Below are 14,326 nucleotides of genomic sequence, written 5' to 3' on the forward strand. Positions count from 1 at the left end.
TCGGTCGCCGGCATATCGCCACGCTGGCAACCCTGCAGCACTCGCCGGATGCGCGCGCTGCTTTCCTCCCATTGTCGAGAGTTTCCATGTCCCAGCTTCGCCGTTCCCCCGCCCTGCTCTGCCTGGCCGTGTTGCCGCTGTTCGCCGCCCCGATCGCCCACGCCAAGGATGACCACTGGACCTTCGAGCTCGCCGCCGGTGGCGGCGTGGCACCGCGCTACAGCGGCAGCGAGGAGTATCGTGCGACGCCGTCGCTGTCCTTTGATGTCACCTCGCCGGGGGGATGGTTTCTGGGCACCAGTGGCATCGGCTGGGGCACCTCCCTCGGCGAGCACACGCGCGTGCGTGCCTATGTCGGCGCCAGCGGCATCCGCAAGGACAAGGACTCGCTGCTCGGCGGTTCGGACTTCCTGCGCGGCATGGGTGATATCGATACCCGTCCCCTGGTCGGCGTCTCGGCTGGTTATACGCTGGGCGAAGCCGTGCTGAGCGGCTCCTGGCAGTTCACCCGCAAGGACGAGGACAAGGCCGAGAACGGCCTGGCCACCCAGCAGATCCATCTGAACCTGAGCATGCCGCTGTTCGACCTGGCCGGTGGCGTGGTCAGCGGCAGTGTTTCCACCGACTACGGCAACCGCGGCTACATGCAGACCTGGTACGGCGTCAGCCCGGAACAGGCCAAACGCACGGGCTTCGCCGAGCACAAGCCGAAGGCCGGCCTGATCAGTGCCGGAGTCGGCCTGAAGTGGAGCCACCGCGTGGGCCGCAACGGCAACTGGTACATCTCGGCCGAAGGCACGCGCCTGCTCGGCGATGCGGCCAACAGCCCGATCGTGCAGAAGGCAAACCAGTTCGGGCTGATGAGCGGTTACACCCACCGCTTCTGATGTCTGATGCATGAAGGGCGCCGCTGGGCGCCCTTTCCCTCTGCGGTCAGCGGCAGGCCGGTGCGTCGCCGTTGCCGCACAACCCGACCTCGCGCAGCCAGCCGATCCACTGCACGACGTCCTCCTTCTCCGGCTCGGAGCGGAACGACTTCTGCACGGTGTGGAAGCCCTGCCTGCCCTGCACGCCCTTGATCCAGGTGAACTCCGGCTTGCCTGTCCCCGGATTCCGCGGGCAGCTGAGCATCAGCAGGGCGAATGGCCGTCCCCCTTCTTCACCTTCGCGGATCCAGTGGCTCTGCGCCGCCGGACAGGCGATGCGCCACCCCGCCTCGATGATGCCGAGGAACTCACGCGGACTCACATGGCCACTGTTCGGCGCATCGTTGACGGTGACCATGTCGGTCCAGTCGTGCACGGTCTGGCCCTGTGGCACGTACTCGGTGATGCGGTTGCCTTGCGCGTCGGTGCTCTGGTGGGCCTGCTGGTAGCCCTTCATCGGCGGCAGCTGGACCTGTTCGGCGGCCGCGGCGTGTCCACAAACAGCAGCCAACGCCAGCGTCATGCAGAGTGAAGCCCTGCGGGCAACGTCCATGCGGTTCTCCTCATCCTTGCGAAAGTGAAACAGGACCATCGTGCGCTGCCAAGGCTCGGATGGCGCCCCAGCCATGGCCGGGGCGCCACCGGTTCAAGCCTTGGCGAACACCAGGCGACCACCGTCGTTGCCGACTTCGATGGTATCGCCGTTGACGAAGGCGCCGGACAGGATCTGCTGCGCCAGCGGGTTTTCCAGCTGCGACTGGATCGCACGCTTCAACGGGCGCGCGCCGTACACCGGATCGAAGCCGACGTTGCCGAGCAGGTCGAACGCCGCATCGGAGACCGCCAGCTTCAACCCGCGCTCGGCCAGCCGCTTCTCAAGCCCGCGCATCTGGATGCGCGCGATCTGCTTGATCTGCTGCTTGTCCAGCGGGTGGAACACCACGATGTCGTCCAGGCGGTTGATGAACTCCGGACGGAAGTGCGCCTGCACCACGCCCATCACCGCTGCCTTCATCTGCGTGTAGGCCTCCGGGCTGTCGTCGGCGCTCATGTCCTGGATCTGGTGCGAGCCCAGGTTCGAGGTCATCACGATGACGGTATTGCGGAAGTCCACGGTGCGGCCCTGGCCATCGGTCAGGCGGCCATCGTCCAGCACCTGCAGCAGGATGTTGAACACATCCGGATGCGCCTTCTCCACTTCGTCCAGCAGGATCAGCGAGTACGGGCGACGGCGCACCGCCTCGGTCAGGTAGCCGCCTTCCTCGTAGCCCACGTAACCCGGGGGGGCGCCGATCAGGCGGGCGACGCTGTGCTTCTCCATGAATTCGCTCATGTCGATGCGGATCATCGCGTCGGCGCTGTCGAACAGGAATTCGGCCAGCGACTTGCACAGCTCGGTCTTGCCGACGCCGGTCGGGCCGAGGAACAGGAACGAGCCGGCCGGACGGTTCGGATCGGACAGGCCTGCACGCGAACGGCGCACGGCGTCGGAGACGACCTTGATCGCTTCCTCCTGGCCGACCACACGGTTGTGCAGCACCTCTTCCATGCGCAGCAGCTTGTCGCGCTCGCCTTCGAGCATCTTGTTGACCGGAATGCCGGTCCAGCGCGACACGACCTCGGCGATCTCCTCGTCGGTGACCCGGTCCTGCACCAGCTTGAAGTCCTTGTGCTCGGCTTCCTGGGCCGCGGCCAGCTGCTTTTCCAGCTGCGGCAACAGGCCGTACTGGATCTCGCTCATCTTGGCGAAATCCTGGCGGCGCTGCGCGGCTTCCAGTTCCAGCTTGGCCTGCTCGACCTGCTCCTTGATCTTGGTGGCGCCCTGCAGCGCAGCCTTCTCCGACTTCCAGATTTCATTGAGGTCGGAGAACTCGCGCTCCAGCCCGTCGATGTCGTTCTCCAGGTCGGCCAGCCGCTGCCGCGAGGCTTCGTCCTTTTCCTTCTTCAGCATCTCGCGCTGGATCTTCAGCTGGATCACCCGGCGTTCCAGGCGATCCAGCTCCTCCGGCTTGGAGTCGATCTCCATGCGCAGGCGCGAGGCAGCCTCGTCCATCAGGTCGATGGCCTTGTCCGGCAGCTGGCGATCGGTGATGTAGCGGTTGGACAGCGTGGCGGCGGCCACGATGGCCGGGTCGGTGATCTCCACCCCGTGGTGCACGGCGTACTTTTCCTTCAGCCCGCGCAGGATCGCGATGGTGTCCTCCACCGACGGCTCACCGACGAAGACTTTCTGGAAGCGGCGCTCCAGCGCAGCGTCCTTCTCGATGTACTTGCGGTATTCGTCCAGCGTGGTCGCACCGATGCAGTGCAGCTCGCCGCGTGCCAGCGCCGGCTTCAGCATGTTGCCGGCATCCATCGCGCCGTCGGCCTTGCCCGCGCCGACCATGGTGTGCAGTTCATCGATGAACAGGATGATCTGGCCTTCGTTCTTGGCCAGGTCGTTGAGTACACCCTTCAGTCGCTCCTCGAATTCGCCGCGGAACTTGGCCCCGGCGATCAGCGCGCCCATGTCCAGCGACAGCACGCGCTTGCCGCGCAGGCCTTCGGGTACTTCGTCGTTGATGATGCGCTGGGCCAGCCCTTCCACGATCGCGGTCTTGCCCACGCCGGGTTCGCCGATCAGCACCGGGTTGTTCTTGGTCCGGCGCTGCAGCACCTGGATGGTGCGGCGGATTTCCTCGTCACGGCCGATCACCGGGTCGAGCTTGCCGCTCTCGGCCCGCGCGGTCAGGTCGATGGTGTACTTCTCCAGCGCCTGCCGCTGCTCCTCGGCATTCTCCGACTGCACGTTCTCGCCGCCACGCAGCTTGTCGATCGCCGCCTGCAGGCGCGTCTTGTCGGCACCAGCGGCGCGCAGCGCCATGCCCAGCGTGCCGCCATCGTCCAGCGCCGCCAGCACGAACCACTCGCTGGCAATGAAGGCGTCCCCGTGCTGCTGCGCCAGCTTGTCGGTCTGGTTCAGCAGGCGCCCCAGATCGTTGCCCATCGAAACGTTGCCGGCCTGGCCGGATACCTTCGGCAGTGCGTCCAGCGCCTCGGTCAGGCGCTCGCGCAGCACCGGCACGTTCACCCCGGCCTGGGCCAGCAGCGGGCGCGTGCTGCCACCCTGCTGGTCCAGCAGCGCGCTGAACAGGTGAACCGGTTCAATGATGCTGTTGTCGCGGCCCACGGCCAGCGACTGGGCGTCTGCCAGCGCCTGCTGGAAACGCGAGGTGAGCTTGTCCATCCGCATTGCGAATCCTCATCGGTCATCAGGGCCGGCCTGGGCCGGCAATGCTGGAAAGATGCGGTTGCCCCACCCGGTTTCAAGGGTGGCTGCGACTGCACCCCGGGGCCAGTCAGCCTGCGGCCAGCATGCCGGAGCGCGTGTGGTCGGCGCGTTGATCCCGATCAGTTCCGTACGGTGGACGGGCTCAGCGGGTGATCGCGCTGCGGATCGCCCGCAGCTGCTGCTTGATCGCCCGCGCCTGTGCAGGATCCATGCGTAGCAGGGCCTTCTGCCCGATCGAGCGTGACTGCAGGGTGGGATCGACAAAGCGATAGCGGCCGCGTTCATCGCGCTGCACCAGCGGCGACTGGGCCAGTTCCGGGGTGTCCAGCAGGTGGTCGATCACCATGACCAGGCGGTCGTTGAAATAACCCTCGGGCCGGCCAAGGTCGGCATAGGCCTGCTGGATCAGCGGATAGAAGCGCTTGTAAGCGGTAGCCGTTGCCGCCGGGTCCAGCGCAGTGAACGCCTGTACGTAAGGCGCATAGCGTGCCGCATTGCTGGCGGCGATGCGTTCGCCGCCTTCGCCCGTATCGACCTGCAGGTTGCCCGGCAGCGGCCGCGCGGCCAGCGCGGTCGGCGGCACGCTGGGCTTGTCCAGGTTGTCGACCTGGGTGACCAGGCGCTGGATAAGGTGATCACGCAGCAGCAGGGTCAGCGGCCCCTCGCCCTGGAACAGCTGGCTCAGTGCGCCCCAGCCCGCGGCGTCGCTGTCAGCCAGTTTCGGCAGCGCCGGGTCGGCGGCGGCCTCGGTATCCAGCGGATGCCTGATCGATGGTGGTGCTGGCGCGGGCTCTGCGGCCGCCTGCGGTTGTGCCGGTGCACTGGTACTGGCAGGGGTTGATTGCACCGGCACCGGGACACCGTCGGCCAGGCTCTTCAGCTGATCGCGGAACAACCAGCCGCCCGCGCCACCGATCACCACCACACCCAACACCCAGGGCCAGACCGCCTTTCCACTCTGCATGATGCAGCACCTCGTTTCACACGCATGGAGAAGGTGTGACCCCATCGAGTGCAGCCGGTTCCCCGCCTGTTCCGCTGCCGTTCGGGTTGAGACCTGCAGCAAGGCCGCGCTCACGTCTGCTTTGCGCCACCCGCGCGAGGCTAGGAGTCCTGTCCCGTGGAGACTCTGCCATGCAGTACGCGCTGTACTACTGGACCGGCATCCAGGGCCGTGGCGAGTTCGTGCGCCTGGCGCTGGAAGATGCCGGCGCCGACTACATCGACATGGCGCGGGTGCACGGCGATGCGGTGATGCAGCCGTTTCTGGAGGGTCGCAACGAAGGGGCACAGCCCTTTGCGCCGCCGTTCCTGAAGGCCGGCCGCCAGGTCATCGCGCAGGTCGCGGCGATCCTGGATTTCCTCGCCCCGACGCTGGACCTGGTGCCGCAGGCCGCATCGCGGCGGATGCAGGCGCTGCAACTGCAGTTGACCATCGCCGACCTGGTAGCCGAGGTGCACGACACCCACCATCCGATCGCCGCATCGAAGTACTACGAACAGCAGAAGACCGAGGCCAGGGCACGAGCCGCGTCACTGCGCAGCGAGCGCCTGCCCAAGTTCCTCGGCTACTTCGAGCAGGTGATGGCCGCCAACGGTGGCCGCCATGCACTGCGCGAGCACTCCTATGTGGATCTGTCACTGTTCCAGCTGCTGAGCGGGCTGGACTACATGTTTCCGCGCCGCATGCAGGCGCTCGGCCCCACCCTGCCCCGGCTGCGCGCGCTGCAGGAACGAGTGGCGAAACGACCCAACATCGCCGCCTATCTGGCGTCTGAGCGGCGGTTGCCGTTCAACACCAACGGCATCTTCCGCCATTACCCGGAACTGGACGCCGAACGGTAGTGCCGGCCGCTGGCCGGCAGAGCACGCTGTGATCATTCGCCGCCTGCAACACGCCCCTGTAGAGCCGAGCCATGCTCGGCTCAGAGCAGCCGAGCGCAGGCTCGGCTCTACAGAGCACCAGAAGTGGAAGGAGCGGTAACGCCGGGCCATGCCCGGCGTCACCAGTCAATGATCGGTGCGATCATCCAGCGGTTTCACCGGCTGCTTCTGCAGCGACAGCAGGCCCAGCAGCAGCGCCAATGCCACGTAGGCGCCGGCGAACTGCAAGCTGATGATGCGTACCAGCCCGTCCAGATCCCACGGCAGGTAGATGCCGCCACGCGGGTCCACCGAATGGATCAGGCCGAACAGGGTCAGCACCGCCGCCACCAGCAGGAAGCCGCAGGCACGGCGCAGGCGGCCATCGACCATCGCCGCCACCGCCGAAATCCACAGCATCGAGGTGATGATGAAGCCGTTGCCGAGGGTGAAAATCACCGCCAGCTCGGGCAGGCCATGGCCGTCGAGCTTGGTCAGCAGCTGCGGCAGCTGGTCCGGTGCGATCCAGCCGGGCGCCTTGATCGCCAGCAGGTAGGCCACCGACGGCAGGAAACCGAACACCATCGCGCCGGTATGGTGGCGCGGCGTGGCCTGGAAGGCCTGGGTGGTGATGTCGATGGCCACGTACACGATGATCGGTGCCAGCACCGCCAGCGGCAGCCACTGCACCAACCCGGAGATGATGCCGAGCATGCCGCCGATGCCGACGAACAGGCCGGTCAACAACGTGTAGCCGCTGCGCGCGCCCATGTGCTTGTACGCCGGCTGGCCGATGTACGGCGTGGTCTGCGCCACGCCGCCGCAGACGCCTGCCACCAGCGTGGCCACCGCCTCCACCAGCAGAATGTCGCGGGTGCGGTAGTCATCGCCAGCCGCGCGTGCGCTTTCAGACACATTGATGCCGCCCACCACCATCAGCAGGCCGAACGGCAGCAGCAGCGGCAGGTAGGTCATCGCGGTGGGCAGGCCCTCAAGGAAGCCCAGCGTCGGCAGCGGCAGCACCACCTGCGGCGGCACCCATTCCGGCACATGGAAGCCGGGCGCGCCCAGCCCGGCCAGGCCAAGGCCGTAATACAGCACGGTGCCGAACACGAAGGCCAGCAGCACGCCCGGGCCACGCACCGGCAGCTTGCCCTTGGCGATCAGCACATACAGCAGCAGGCCCAGCGTGGTGAAGCCGACCAGCGGCGAGCGCAGCGTTTCCAGCAGCGGCAGCAGGCCCATCAGCACCAGCGCGATGCCCGCGATGGAACCCAGCAGCGCAGCTCGCGGCAGTGCGCGGGTGACCGCTTCACCGAAGAACGACAGCACGAACTTGAGCACGCCCATGATGACCAGCGCGGCCATGCCCAGCTGCCAGGTGGCGATGCCCGCAGCGTGCGGATCCATGCCCTGCTGCTTGAAGGCGAGGAAGGCCGGGCCGAGCACCAGCAGGGCCATGCCGATGCTGGTGGGGGCATCCAGGCCGAGCGGCATGGCGGTGACATCGTCGCGGCCGGTACGTGCCGCCAGCCGGCGCGCCATCAGGGTGTACAGCAGGTTGCCGACCAGCACGCCAAAGGCGGTGCCGGGGAACATTCGGCCGAACACCACGTCGGCGGGGAACTGGAAGATCCCGACCAGGGCCATGGCGATGAAGCCGAGGATGGAGAGGTTGTCGACGACCAGGCCGAAGAAGCCGTTGAAGTCGCCGGCGACGAACCAGCGACGCGGTACGGCGGAAGCGGGAGCGGACATGGAAGGGGCGGTGGGGGTGGGGAGCGCCGATGGTAGGCCCAGCGAGGCCGGCGCGCCAATTCCGTCGTGGAATGATGGGTTCCAGCCAACGGCGGGGCCCCTCGTGGCTGGGGGGGGTCGTCAAAGCAGCTTTATCGGAGTGGGCCGGTCGGGATGGGCTGCGCAGGACACGCCGTAAACCCATCCCTGGGGGCTCGATGGCGCCATCCATGGCACCAACGGTCCTGCGCAGCCCATCCCGACCGGCCCCTGATAATTCCTTGCGCGTGCCAGCCACGGAAAGGAATCAAAGGATCAAAAGCAAAAGCGGGTCGTTTCGCTCTGAGCCGAGCATGGCTCGGCTCTACACGAACAATTCGATCATTTCCACGCTATCCACGCAGGGCGTGGATCTACCGACAGATCGCAGGAAACTGTCGAAGGTGGGGTGGGTCCGGTTGCGGGGGTGTCCGCGGCATGGATGCCGCGGCCAAGCCCCCAGGGACGGGTTTACGGCGTCCCCCGCAACCGGACCCACCCCGCCATCCCTCAGGAAGGCCGCTTCTGCTCTGGCTCCGGCTCGTAGCGGGTGCAGGGCGCAGCCCTGCATCAAACCCACCCCGTTACTTCTTCAGGAAGTTGTCCACCAGCAGATGCTTCACGTCGTCGAAGCGGCCGTTCAACACTGCCTTGGCCGCGTACAACGCCGTACCGGCCACCTGCTTGGCCTCGATCTGCGGCGGCATCACCAGCTCCGCGCGGCTGGTATGCACGTCCAGCAGCGCCGGGCCGCGCTGGGACAGGAAATCCAGCACCGCCTCTTCCAGATCCTCGCTGCGGGTCACCGTGCGGCCGTGGAAGCCGATGACCTCGGCCAGGCGGCCGAAGTCCGGGTTCTTCAGGTCGGTGTAGTTGTCCAGCAGGCCCTCCACCTTCTGCTCCAGCTCGACGAAGTTCAGCGAACCATTGTTGAACACCACCACCTTGATCGGCAGGTTCTCCTGCACTGCCGTGAGCAGGTCACCCAGCAGCATCGCCAGGCCACCATCACCGGACAGCGAGATCACCTGCCGGCTGGGGAAGGCCTTCTGCAGGCCCAGCGCCTGCGGCATCGCGTTGGCCATCGTGCCGTGCAGCAGGCTGGTCAGCGTGCGGCGGCGGCCGTTGACGCGGATATGGCGCAGCACCCACACCATCGGCGAACCGCCGTCGGCGGTGAACAGCGCATCGTCGCTGGCATGCCTCGACAGCAATGCCGTCAGGTGCTGCGGATGGATCAGTTCACCCTCGCCCGGTTGTTCTTCCTGTTCGCGCTTCTTCAGCGCCTTGTCGCGACGTTCGATACATTCGTCCAGGAAACTGCTGTCCTCGCGCGGCGGCAACATCGGCAGCAAGGCATCCAGCGTCGGTGCGATGTCACCGACCACGCCCAGGTTCACCGGGTGGCGGCGGCCGAGATGGCTGCCATCGCGGTCGACCTGGATGATCGTGGCCTTGTCCGGGTAGAACTGGCCCCAGGCGAAGTCGGCGCCGAGCAGCAGCAGCGTGTCGCACTCCATCAGCGTGTGGAAGCCGGATTCGATGCCGAAGATGCCGGTCATGCCCATGTTGTACGGGTTGTCCGGCTCGACGAAATCCTTGGCGCGCGAGGTATGCGCGATGGGCGCCTGCAGGCGCCGGGCCAGCTCCAGCAGCTGCGCGTGCGCGCCCTGGCAACCGGCACCGGCATAGATGCCGATGCGCTTGCCCTGCCCCAGCAGTTCGGTGATGCGCTGCAGCTCGGCATCGGACGGGCGCAGCACCGGCTGGGTGTAGTGAACCGAGAACGGCACATCGTGCTTCACCTCGGCCTGGCTGATGTCGGCCGGCAGGATCACCACCGCCACGCCACGGCGGCTGATCGCGGCCTGGCAGGCCAGGGCCACGACGCGCCGCGCCTGCTCCGGGCTGTGCACCTGCTCGCAGAACACCGAACAACTGGCATACACCGCCTTGAAGTCCACTTCCTGCGGAAATTCCATGCCCAGCTCACTGGTCACCACCTGGCTGGCGATCAGTACCATCGGTGCACGGTTGCGATTGCTCTCGAAGACGCCGTTGATGAAGTGCAGGCCACCGGGACCACAAGAACCCGCACAGGCGGTCAACTCGCCGCTCACCAGCGAATCGGCGCCGGCAGCGAAGGCGGCCACTTCTTCGTGGCGTACATGTACCCAGTCGATTTCACTGCGGTGCAGGGCATCGGTGACGTGATTCAAGGTATCGCCAACGATGCCGTAACAGCGGCGGACGCCCGCCTGCTGCAGGGTATCGACAACGATCTCGGCAACGCGCTTGCTCATCGGATACATCCTCGAGGGGAGAACATCCGAGGCTAGACCCGAAGAAGTGATGCCTCCGTGGGCAAGGCGCACATCACCTCGATAGGCAAACTACCGGCGGAGATCGAGTCAATCGTTGACGTTGATCCAGCCCTCCACCTCACCCTGCCTGGGGTTGCGGTAGCGCAGCTTCACCCAGCCATCCTGTTCATCCAGCATCTCCACGCGGTCTCCCTGCACCAGGTAACGCCTGGTGCTGGATGCGCCGGGTCGATCGAACAGGAACAGCCGCGCGGGTACCACGGTGGCCTGCTGGCCACGCAACGGTCCATCCGGCGGTGCACCCAGGCCATCGGCGATGGCACTTTCCAGCACCCGGCCGGCGGCATCATAGGTGCGCCAGACCGCCAGCGGGCCCTGCTCGCCGGTCTGTTCCCACTGCAGCGCGGCGTTCAACGTATCGCCCAGCATCAGCACGCTCTCGGCGCGGTACAGATAGAGCTTCGCGCCTGCAAACCGGTACTGGTCGGTGTACCACATCGGGCCGCTGCGGCAGCTGCTGGTCAGCGTGCGGCTCGGACGGTCGACCGTCAGCCCCATCAGGTCACCGCAACTGTCCTTGCCGTGGGTGTCGGCCTGCAGCGCGCGGAACCCGGCACTGGCCGGATCGAAGCGGTACACCGTCACCGCTTCGTTGACCATGCCTACCGAGGCGCGCGCGACCAGTTCCGGGTAGCCATCGAAATCGACATCTTCGAGCGACCATCGCGAATTGCCGTCGGCATCGGCCGCGCCCTCAAGCGTCTGGCGCTTGCCTGACGGTGACAGCTGCACCGCGATGCTGCCGTCCTGCTGGGGATCGGCGTGCGCCTGCACGTGCGCGGCCACCTGGAAGCGCAGCGTTTCGCCGTCGTCCCCACCCGCCTGCGCCGTCGGTGCCAGCACGCCTGCCAATGCCAGGCCCAGCATGCATTCCCTGTAGTTCATCATTGCTCCCTGCGGCACCTCGGCGGCACCTTCCACTCAGAACGATACCTCGACCGGCTGCCGCGACCACAGCACCGATTGATGCCTGGTCTGCTGCTTCCACGCCAGGCGGATGGCTTCGATATCGGCACGGCGCTGCGGGGTGTCTTCGTGCAGCACCACCAGCACCTTGGTGCGCAGGCGGTTGGGCGAGGCATCACCGCGGAACAGCCACTGGCCGTAGGCATCGAACACGGTCAGGCCATCTGGAAAGCGCGGGGTCACTTCCTTGTCCAGGAAGGTGCGCCACTGCGCCTCGCTGATGGTGTCGGCCTGCGGGCGGTTGCCGGCGCCCTGCTCCTCGCCTACGCCGAAGTACAGCTCGCTGCGCACCCAGCCATGGCCGGCGGAAGGGCGGGCGGCATCGCCCTTCAGTTCGGCGGTGGTGGCCGTGGCATAGGCGCTGGGCGCCTGCGAAGACAGGCTGGCGCAGCCACTGGTGGCCAGCAGCACGGCGAAGACGAGGCCAAGGTGTTTCATCGGTACAGCTCCGGGGAAGGGGGACAGGGCAAGCCGGCAGCGTACAGCGCCACCGGCCCGGCGTGCTGATGCCAACCGGGCATCAGCTCATGCCGGACCGGCAGGGACTTGCATCGGCACCGGCCATCACGCGAAGATAATATATCGCTTCATCCGGATGGATGTAAGTGAAACTATCTCCCCCCTTCCCCGTCGTCGTTGTTGCTGGAGCCCTCCATGTCCGCCCGCCTGCCCGCGTCGCCGCTCGGCCTCGCCATCGCCCTCGCGCTTTCCTCCGCTGCCATCCCGGCCCTGGCCCAGGACGCCACCAACCTGGACACCGTGATCGTCACCGGCACCCGTGCCGCAGACCGCACCGTGCTCGAATCCACCTCGCCGGTGGATGTGCTCACCGCCGAGGACATCCGCAAGGCCGGCGTGGTCAACGGCGAACTGGGCAGCGCGCTGCAGGCGCTGCTGCCGTCGTTCAACTTCCCGCGCCAATCCAACTCCGGTGGCGCCGACCACGTGCGCGCGGCGCAGTTGCGTGGCCTGTCGCCGGACCAGGTGCTGGTGCTGGTCAACGGCAAGCGCCGCCACCACACCGCACTGGTCAACACCGACAGCAAGATCGGCAAGGGCACCACCCCGGTCGATTTCAATTCGATCCCGGTCAGCGCGATCAAGCGCATCGAAGTGCTGCGCGATGGTGCCGGTGCGCTTTACGGATCGGACGCCGTGGCCGGCGTGATCAACGTGATCCTCGACAACGGCGGCGACGGTGGCGAGATCGAGGCCAGCTACGGTGCCAACCACACCGACCTCAAGCCGATCGGCCGCACCCTCACCGACGGCCAGACCGGCAACGTCAGCGCCAAGGTCGGTACTTCGCTGGGCGAGGACGGCGGCTTCCTGCGCGTCGGCCTGGAATACAAGCACCGCAACGGCACCAACCGCGCCGGCTTCGACCAGATTCCGCCGTGGGACCAGACGCCGGACAACCTGGCGCTGCAGGGCAAGCGCAACTACGTGCTGGGCGATGGCAAGAGCAAGGACATCAACCTGTGGCTGAACACCGAGATCCCGGTGGGACAGACCTCGACGTTCTACGCGTTCGGTACCTTCAACCAGCGTGACACCGAAGGCGCCAACTACTTCCGCTATCCCGATGGCGAGGCCAACTGGAAGCAGGTCTATCCGAACGGTTACCGGCCCATTTCCGAAGGCGAGAACCGCGACGTGCAGGCCGTGGCCGGCGTGCGCGGGCAGTGGGGCGAATGGAGCTACGACAGCAGCCTGGATTACGGCCAGAACGACTTCACCTACCGCCTGCGTGATTCGCTCAACGCATCGCTGGGCCCGACCAGCCCGACCCGCTTCAAGACCGCCGACTACGAGTACGCGCAGACCGTGGGCAACCTCGATCTGAGCCGCGTGTTCACCCAGAGCGACAGCATCAGCCACACGCTGGGCCTGGGCGTGGAAGCGCGCCATGAGCGCTACCAGACCCGCCCCGGCGACCCGGCCAGCTATGCGGCGGGCCCGTACACCGACCGCCCGACCGGCTCGCAGGCCGGTGGCGGCCTGACCCCACAGGACGCCGCCACCCTGTCGCGCGACGTGGCCAGCGCCTATGCCAGCCTGTCCAGCCAGTTCGGCGAGAAGTTCTCCACCGACCTGGCCGCGCGCTACGAGCACAACGACGACTTTGGCGGCGAACTGACCGGCAAGCTCGGCCTGCGCTACGAATTCACCCCGGCGTTCGCACTGCGCGGTGCCATCTCCAACAATTTCCGCGCTCCGTCGCTGGCGCAGATCGGCTACGAATCCACCTCCACCGGCTACAACGCCGGCGGCCAGCTGGTGCAGGGCCGGCTGCTGTCGGTCAACAATCCGATCGCGCGTGGCCTGGGTGCGCAGAACCTGAAGCCGGAGAAGTCGATCAACACCTCGCTGGGCTTCACCAGCCGCATCGGCGAGCATTTCGACCTGTCGCTGGACTTCTTCCAGATCGATATCGACGACCGCATCGCGCTGTCGGAGAGCATCACCGGCGATGCGCTGACCGATTACGTGGCCGCCAGCTACGGCGTCAGTGGCCTGCAGAGCGCCAGCTTCTTCGTCAATGCCGCCGATACCCGCACCCGTGGCGCCGAGCTGGTAAGCAACTGGCGGCAGTCGCTGGGCGATGGCCAGCTGCTGCTGACCGGCACCTACGCCTACACCAAGACCACGCTGAAGAATGTGCTGGCCACGCCGGCGCAGCTGCGCGCGCTGAACCCGGACTACGTACTGTTCGGCATCGAGGAGACCAACACCCTGACCGATGCCACCCCGCGCACGCGTGGCAGCTTCTCGGCCGCCTGGAGCAACGACCACTGGTCGCTGAGCACCCGCGTGAACCGTTACGGCAGCGCCACCCGGGTGTTCAACTTCGGTGATGGCTATATCCCGCGCCAGACCTACCAGGCCGAATGGCAGCTGGATGCCGAAGTCGAGTACCGCATCACCCCGCAATGGAGCGTGGCGATCGGTGGCCAGAACCTGACCGACAACTACCCGGATCGATCCAACAGCGATATCCACTACTTCGGCAACCTGCCGTACGACGTGCTGTCGCCGATCGGCAGCAACGGCGCGTACTACTACGGCCGCGTCCGCTATACGTTCTGATCGCATTGGGTGGGTGCGGACCGTTGGTCCGCGCTGTTTGGGCTGGATGC

The 14,326-nt window shown here is 66.6% G+C and carries 10 protein-coding genes; 3 read left to right on the forward strand and 7 right to left on the reverse strand.

Annotation, left to right across the window (positions count from 1 at the left end):
- The first annotated feature begins 86 nt into the window (after positions 1-86).
- Positions 87-887 (forward strand): MipA/OmpV family protein, encoded by an 801-nt coding sequence (locus tag AC5QAB_RS03010; RefSeq protein ID WP_164167682.1) that lies wholly within the window; start codon positions 87-89, stop codon positions 885-887.
- Positions 888-933: 46 nt separating this feature from the next.
- On the opposite strand, the gene AC5QAB_RS03015 is transcribed toward AC5QAB_RS03010, so the two are convergent.
- From AC5QAB_RS03015 to AC5QAB_RS03025, 3 genes are all read right to left on the reverse strand, one after another.
- Positions 934-1,479, reverse strand: a complete 546-nt coding sequence (locus AC5QAB_RS03015) for a hypothetical protein (RefSeq protein ID WP_227864321.1) — start codon at positions 1,477-1,479, stop codon at positions 934-936.
- A gap of 93 nt (positions 1,480-1,572) precedes the next feature.
- Positions 1,573-4,158 carry an ATP-dependent chaperone ClpB gene (gene clpB / locus AC5QAB_RS03020; RefSeq protein ID WP_012481080.1) on the reverse strand — a complete coding sequence of 862 codons (2,586 nt, stop codon included), beginning with the start codon at positions 4,156-4,158 and terminating at the stop codon, positions 1,573-1,575.
- Between the two features lie 181 nt (positions 4,159-4,339).
- Positions 4,340-5,161, reverse strand: coding sequence for a DUF3014 domain-containing protein (locus tag AC5QAB_RS03025; RefSeq protein WP_478439697.1), 822 nt, complete (start codon positions 5,159-5,161; stop codon positions 4,340-4,342).
- 170 nt (positions 5,162-5,331) lie between these two features.
- Here AC5QAB_RS03025 and AC5QAB_RS03030 point away from each other — a divergent pair, with 170 nt between their 5' ends.
- Positions 5,332-6,042 carry a glutathione S-transferase gene (locus tag AC5QAB_RS03030; protein ID WP_164167680.1) on the forward strand — a complete coding sequence of 237 codons (711 nt, stop codon included), beginning with the start codon at positions 5,332-5,334 and terminating at the stop codon, positions 6,040-6,042.
- A 165-nt stretch (positions 6,043-6,207) separates the two neighbouring features.
- Here AC5QAB_RS03030 and AC5QAB_RS03035 read toward each other — a convergent pair whose 3' ends face one another.
- The 4 genes from AC5QAB_RS03035 to AC5QAB_RS03050 all read right to left on the reverse strand — a co-directional run bounded on the left by AC5QAB_RS03035 (position 6,208) and on the right by AC5QAB_RS03050 (position 11,624).
- Positions 6,208-7,818: a hypothetical protein gene (locus AC5QAB_RS03035; RefSeq protein ID WP_262216848.1), complete on the reverse strand. Its 1,611-nt coding sequence runs from the start codon at positions 7,816-7,818 to the stop codon at positions 6,208-6,210.
- Between the two features lie 602 nt (positions 7,819-8,420).
- Positions 8,421-10,139: a thiamine pyrophosphate-dependent enzyme gene (locus AC5QAB_RS03040; protein ID WP_495233146.1), complete on the reverse strand. Its 1,719-nt coding sequence runs from the start codon at positions 10,137-10,139 to the stop codon at positions 8,421-8,423.
- A 108-nt stretch (positions 10,140-10,247) separates the two neighbouring features.
- Positions 10,248-11,105 carry an SH3 domain-containing protein gene (locus AC5QAB_RS03045; protein WP_495233147.1) on the reverse strand — a complete coding sequence of 286 codons (858 nt, stop codon included), beginning with the start codon at positions 11,103-11,105 and terminating at the stop codon, positions 10,248-10,250.
- Positions 11,106-11,141: 36 nt separating this feature from the next.
- Positions 11,142-11,624 carry a DUF3574 domain-containing protein gene (locus tag AC5QAB_RS03050; RefSeq protein ID WP_197562144.1) on the reverse strand — a complete coding sequence of 161 codons (483 nt, stop codon included), beginning with the start codon at positions 11,622-11,624 and terminating at the stop codon, positions 11,142-11,144.
- Between the two features lie 216 nt (positions 11,625-11,840).
- On the opposite strand from AC5QAB_RS03050, the gene AC5QAB_RS03055 reads away from it, so the two are divergent.
- On the forward strand, positions 11,841-14,276 hold the full coding sequence (locus AC5QAB_RS03055) for a TonB-dependent receptor domain-containing protein (RefSeq protein ID WP_197562145.1): 2,436 nt from the start codon (positions 11,841-11,843) through the stop codon (positions 14,274-14,276).
- Positions 14,277-14,326 lie beyond the last annotated feature (50 nt).

This window comes from Stenotrophomonas sp. YJH_SMC_127 (genome assembly GCF_059372445.1).

Excerpts from the sequence above, each read along its gene's own strand:
- AC5QAB_RS03035 (WP_262216848.1), bottom strand. The coding sequence starts at position 7,818 with ATGTCCGCTCCCGCTTCCGCCGTACCGCGTCGCTGGTTCGTCGCCGGC.
- clpB (WP_012481080.1), bottom strand. The coding sequence starts at position 4,158 with ATGCGGATGGACAAGCTCACCTCGCGTTTCCAGCAGGCGCTGGCAGAC.
- AC5QAB_RS03025 (WP_478439697.1), bottom strand. The coding sequence starts at position 5,161 with ATGCAGAGTGGAAAGGCGGTCTGGCCCTGGGTGTTGGGTGTGGTGGTG.
- AC5QAB_RS03045 (WP_495233147.1), bottom strand. The coding sequence starts at position 11,105 with ATGAACTACAGGGAATGCATGCTGGGCCTGGCATTGGCAGGCGTGCTG.
- AC5QAB_RS03055 (WP_197562145.1), top strand. The coding sequence starts at position 11,841 with ATGTCCGCCCGCCTGCCCGCGTCGCCGCTCGGCCTCGCCATCGCCCTC.
- AC5QAB_RS03050 (WP_197562144.1), bottom strand. The coding sequence starts at position 11,624 with ATGAAACACCTTGGCCTCGTCTTCGCCGTGCTGCTGGCCACCAGTGGC.
- AC5QAB_RS03010 (WP_164167682.1), top strand. The coding sequence starts at position 87 with ATGTCCCAGCTTCGCCGTTCCCCCGCCCTGCTCTGCCTGGCCGTGTTG.
- AC5QAB_RS03030 (WP_164167680.1), top strand. The coding sequence starts at position 5,332 with ATGCAGTACGCGCTGTACTACTGGACCGGCATCCAGGGCCGTGGCGAG.
- AC5QAB_RS03015 (WP_227864321.1), bottom strand. The coding sequence starts at position 1,479 with ATGGACGTTGCCCGCAGGGCTTCACTCTGCATGACGCTGGCGTTGGCT.
- AC5QAB_RS03040 (WP_495233146.1), bottom strand. The coding sequence starts at position 10,139 with ATGAGCAAGCGCGTTGCCGAGATCGTTGTCGATACCCTGCAGCAGGCG.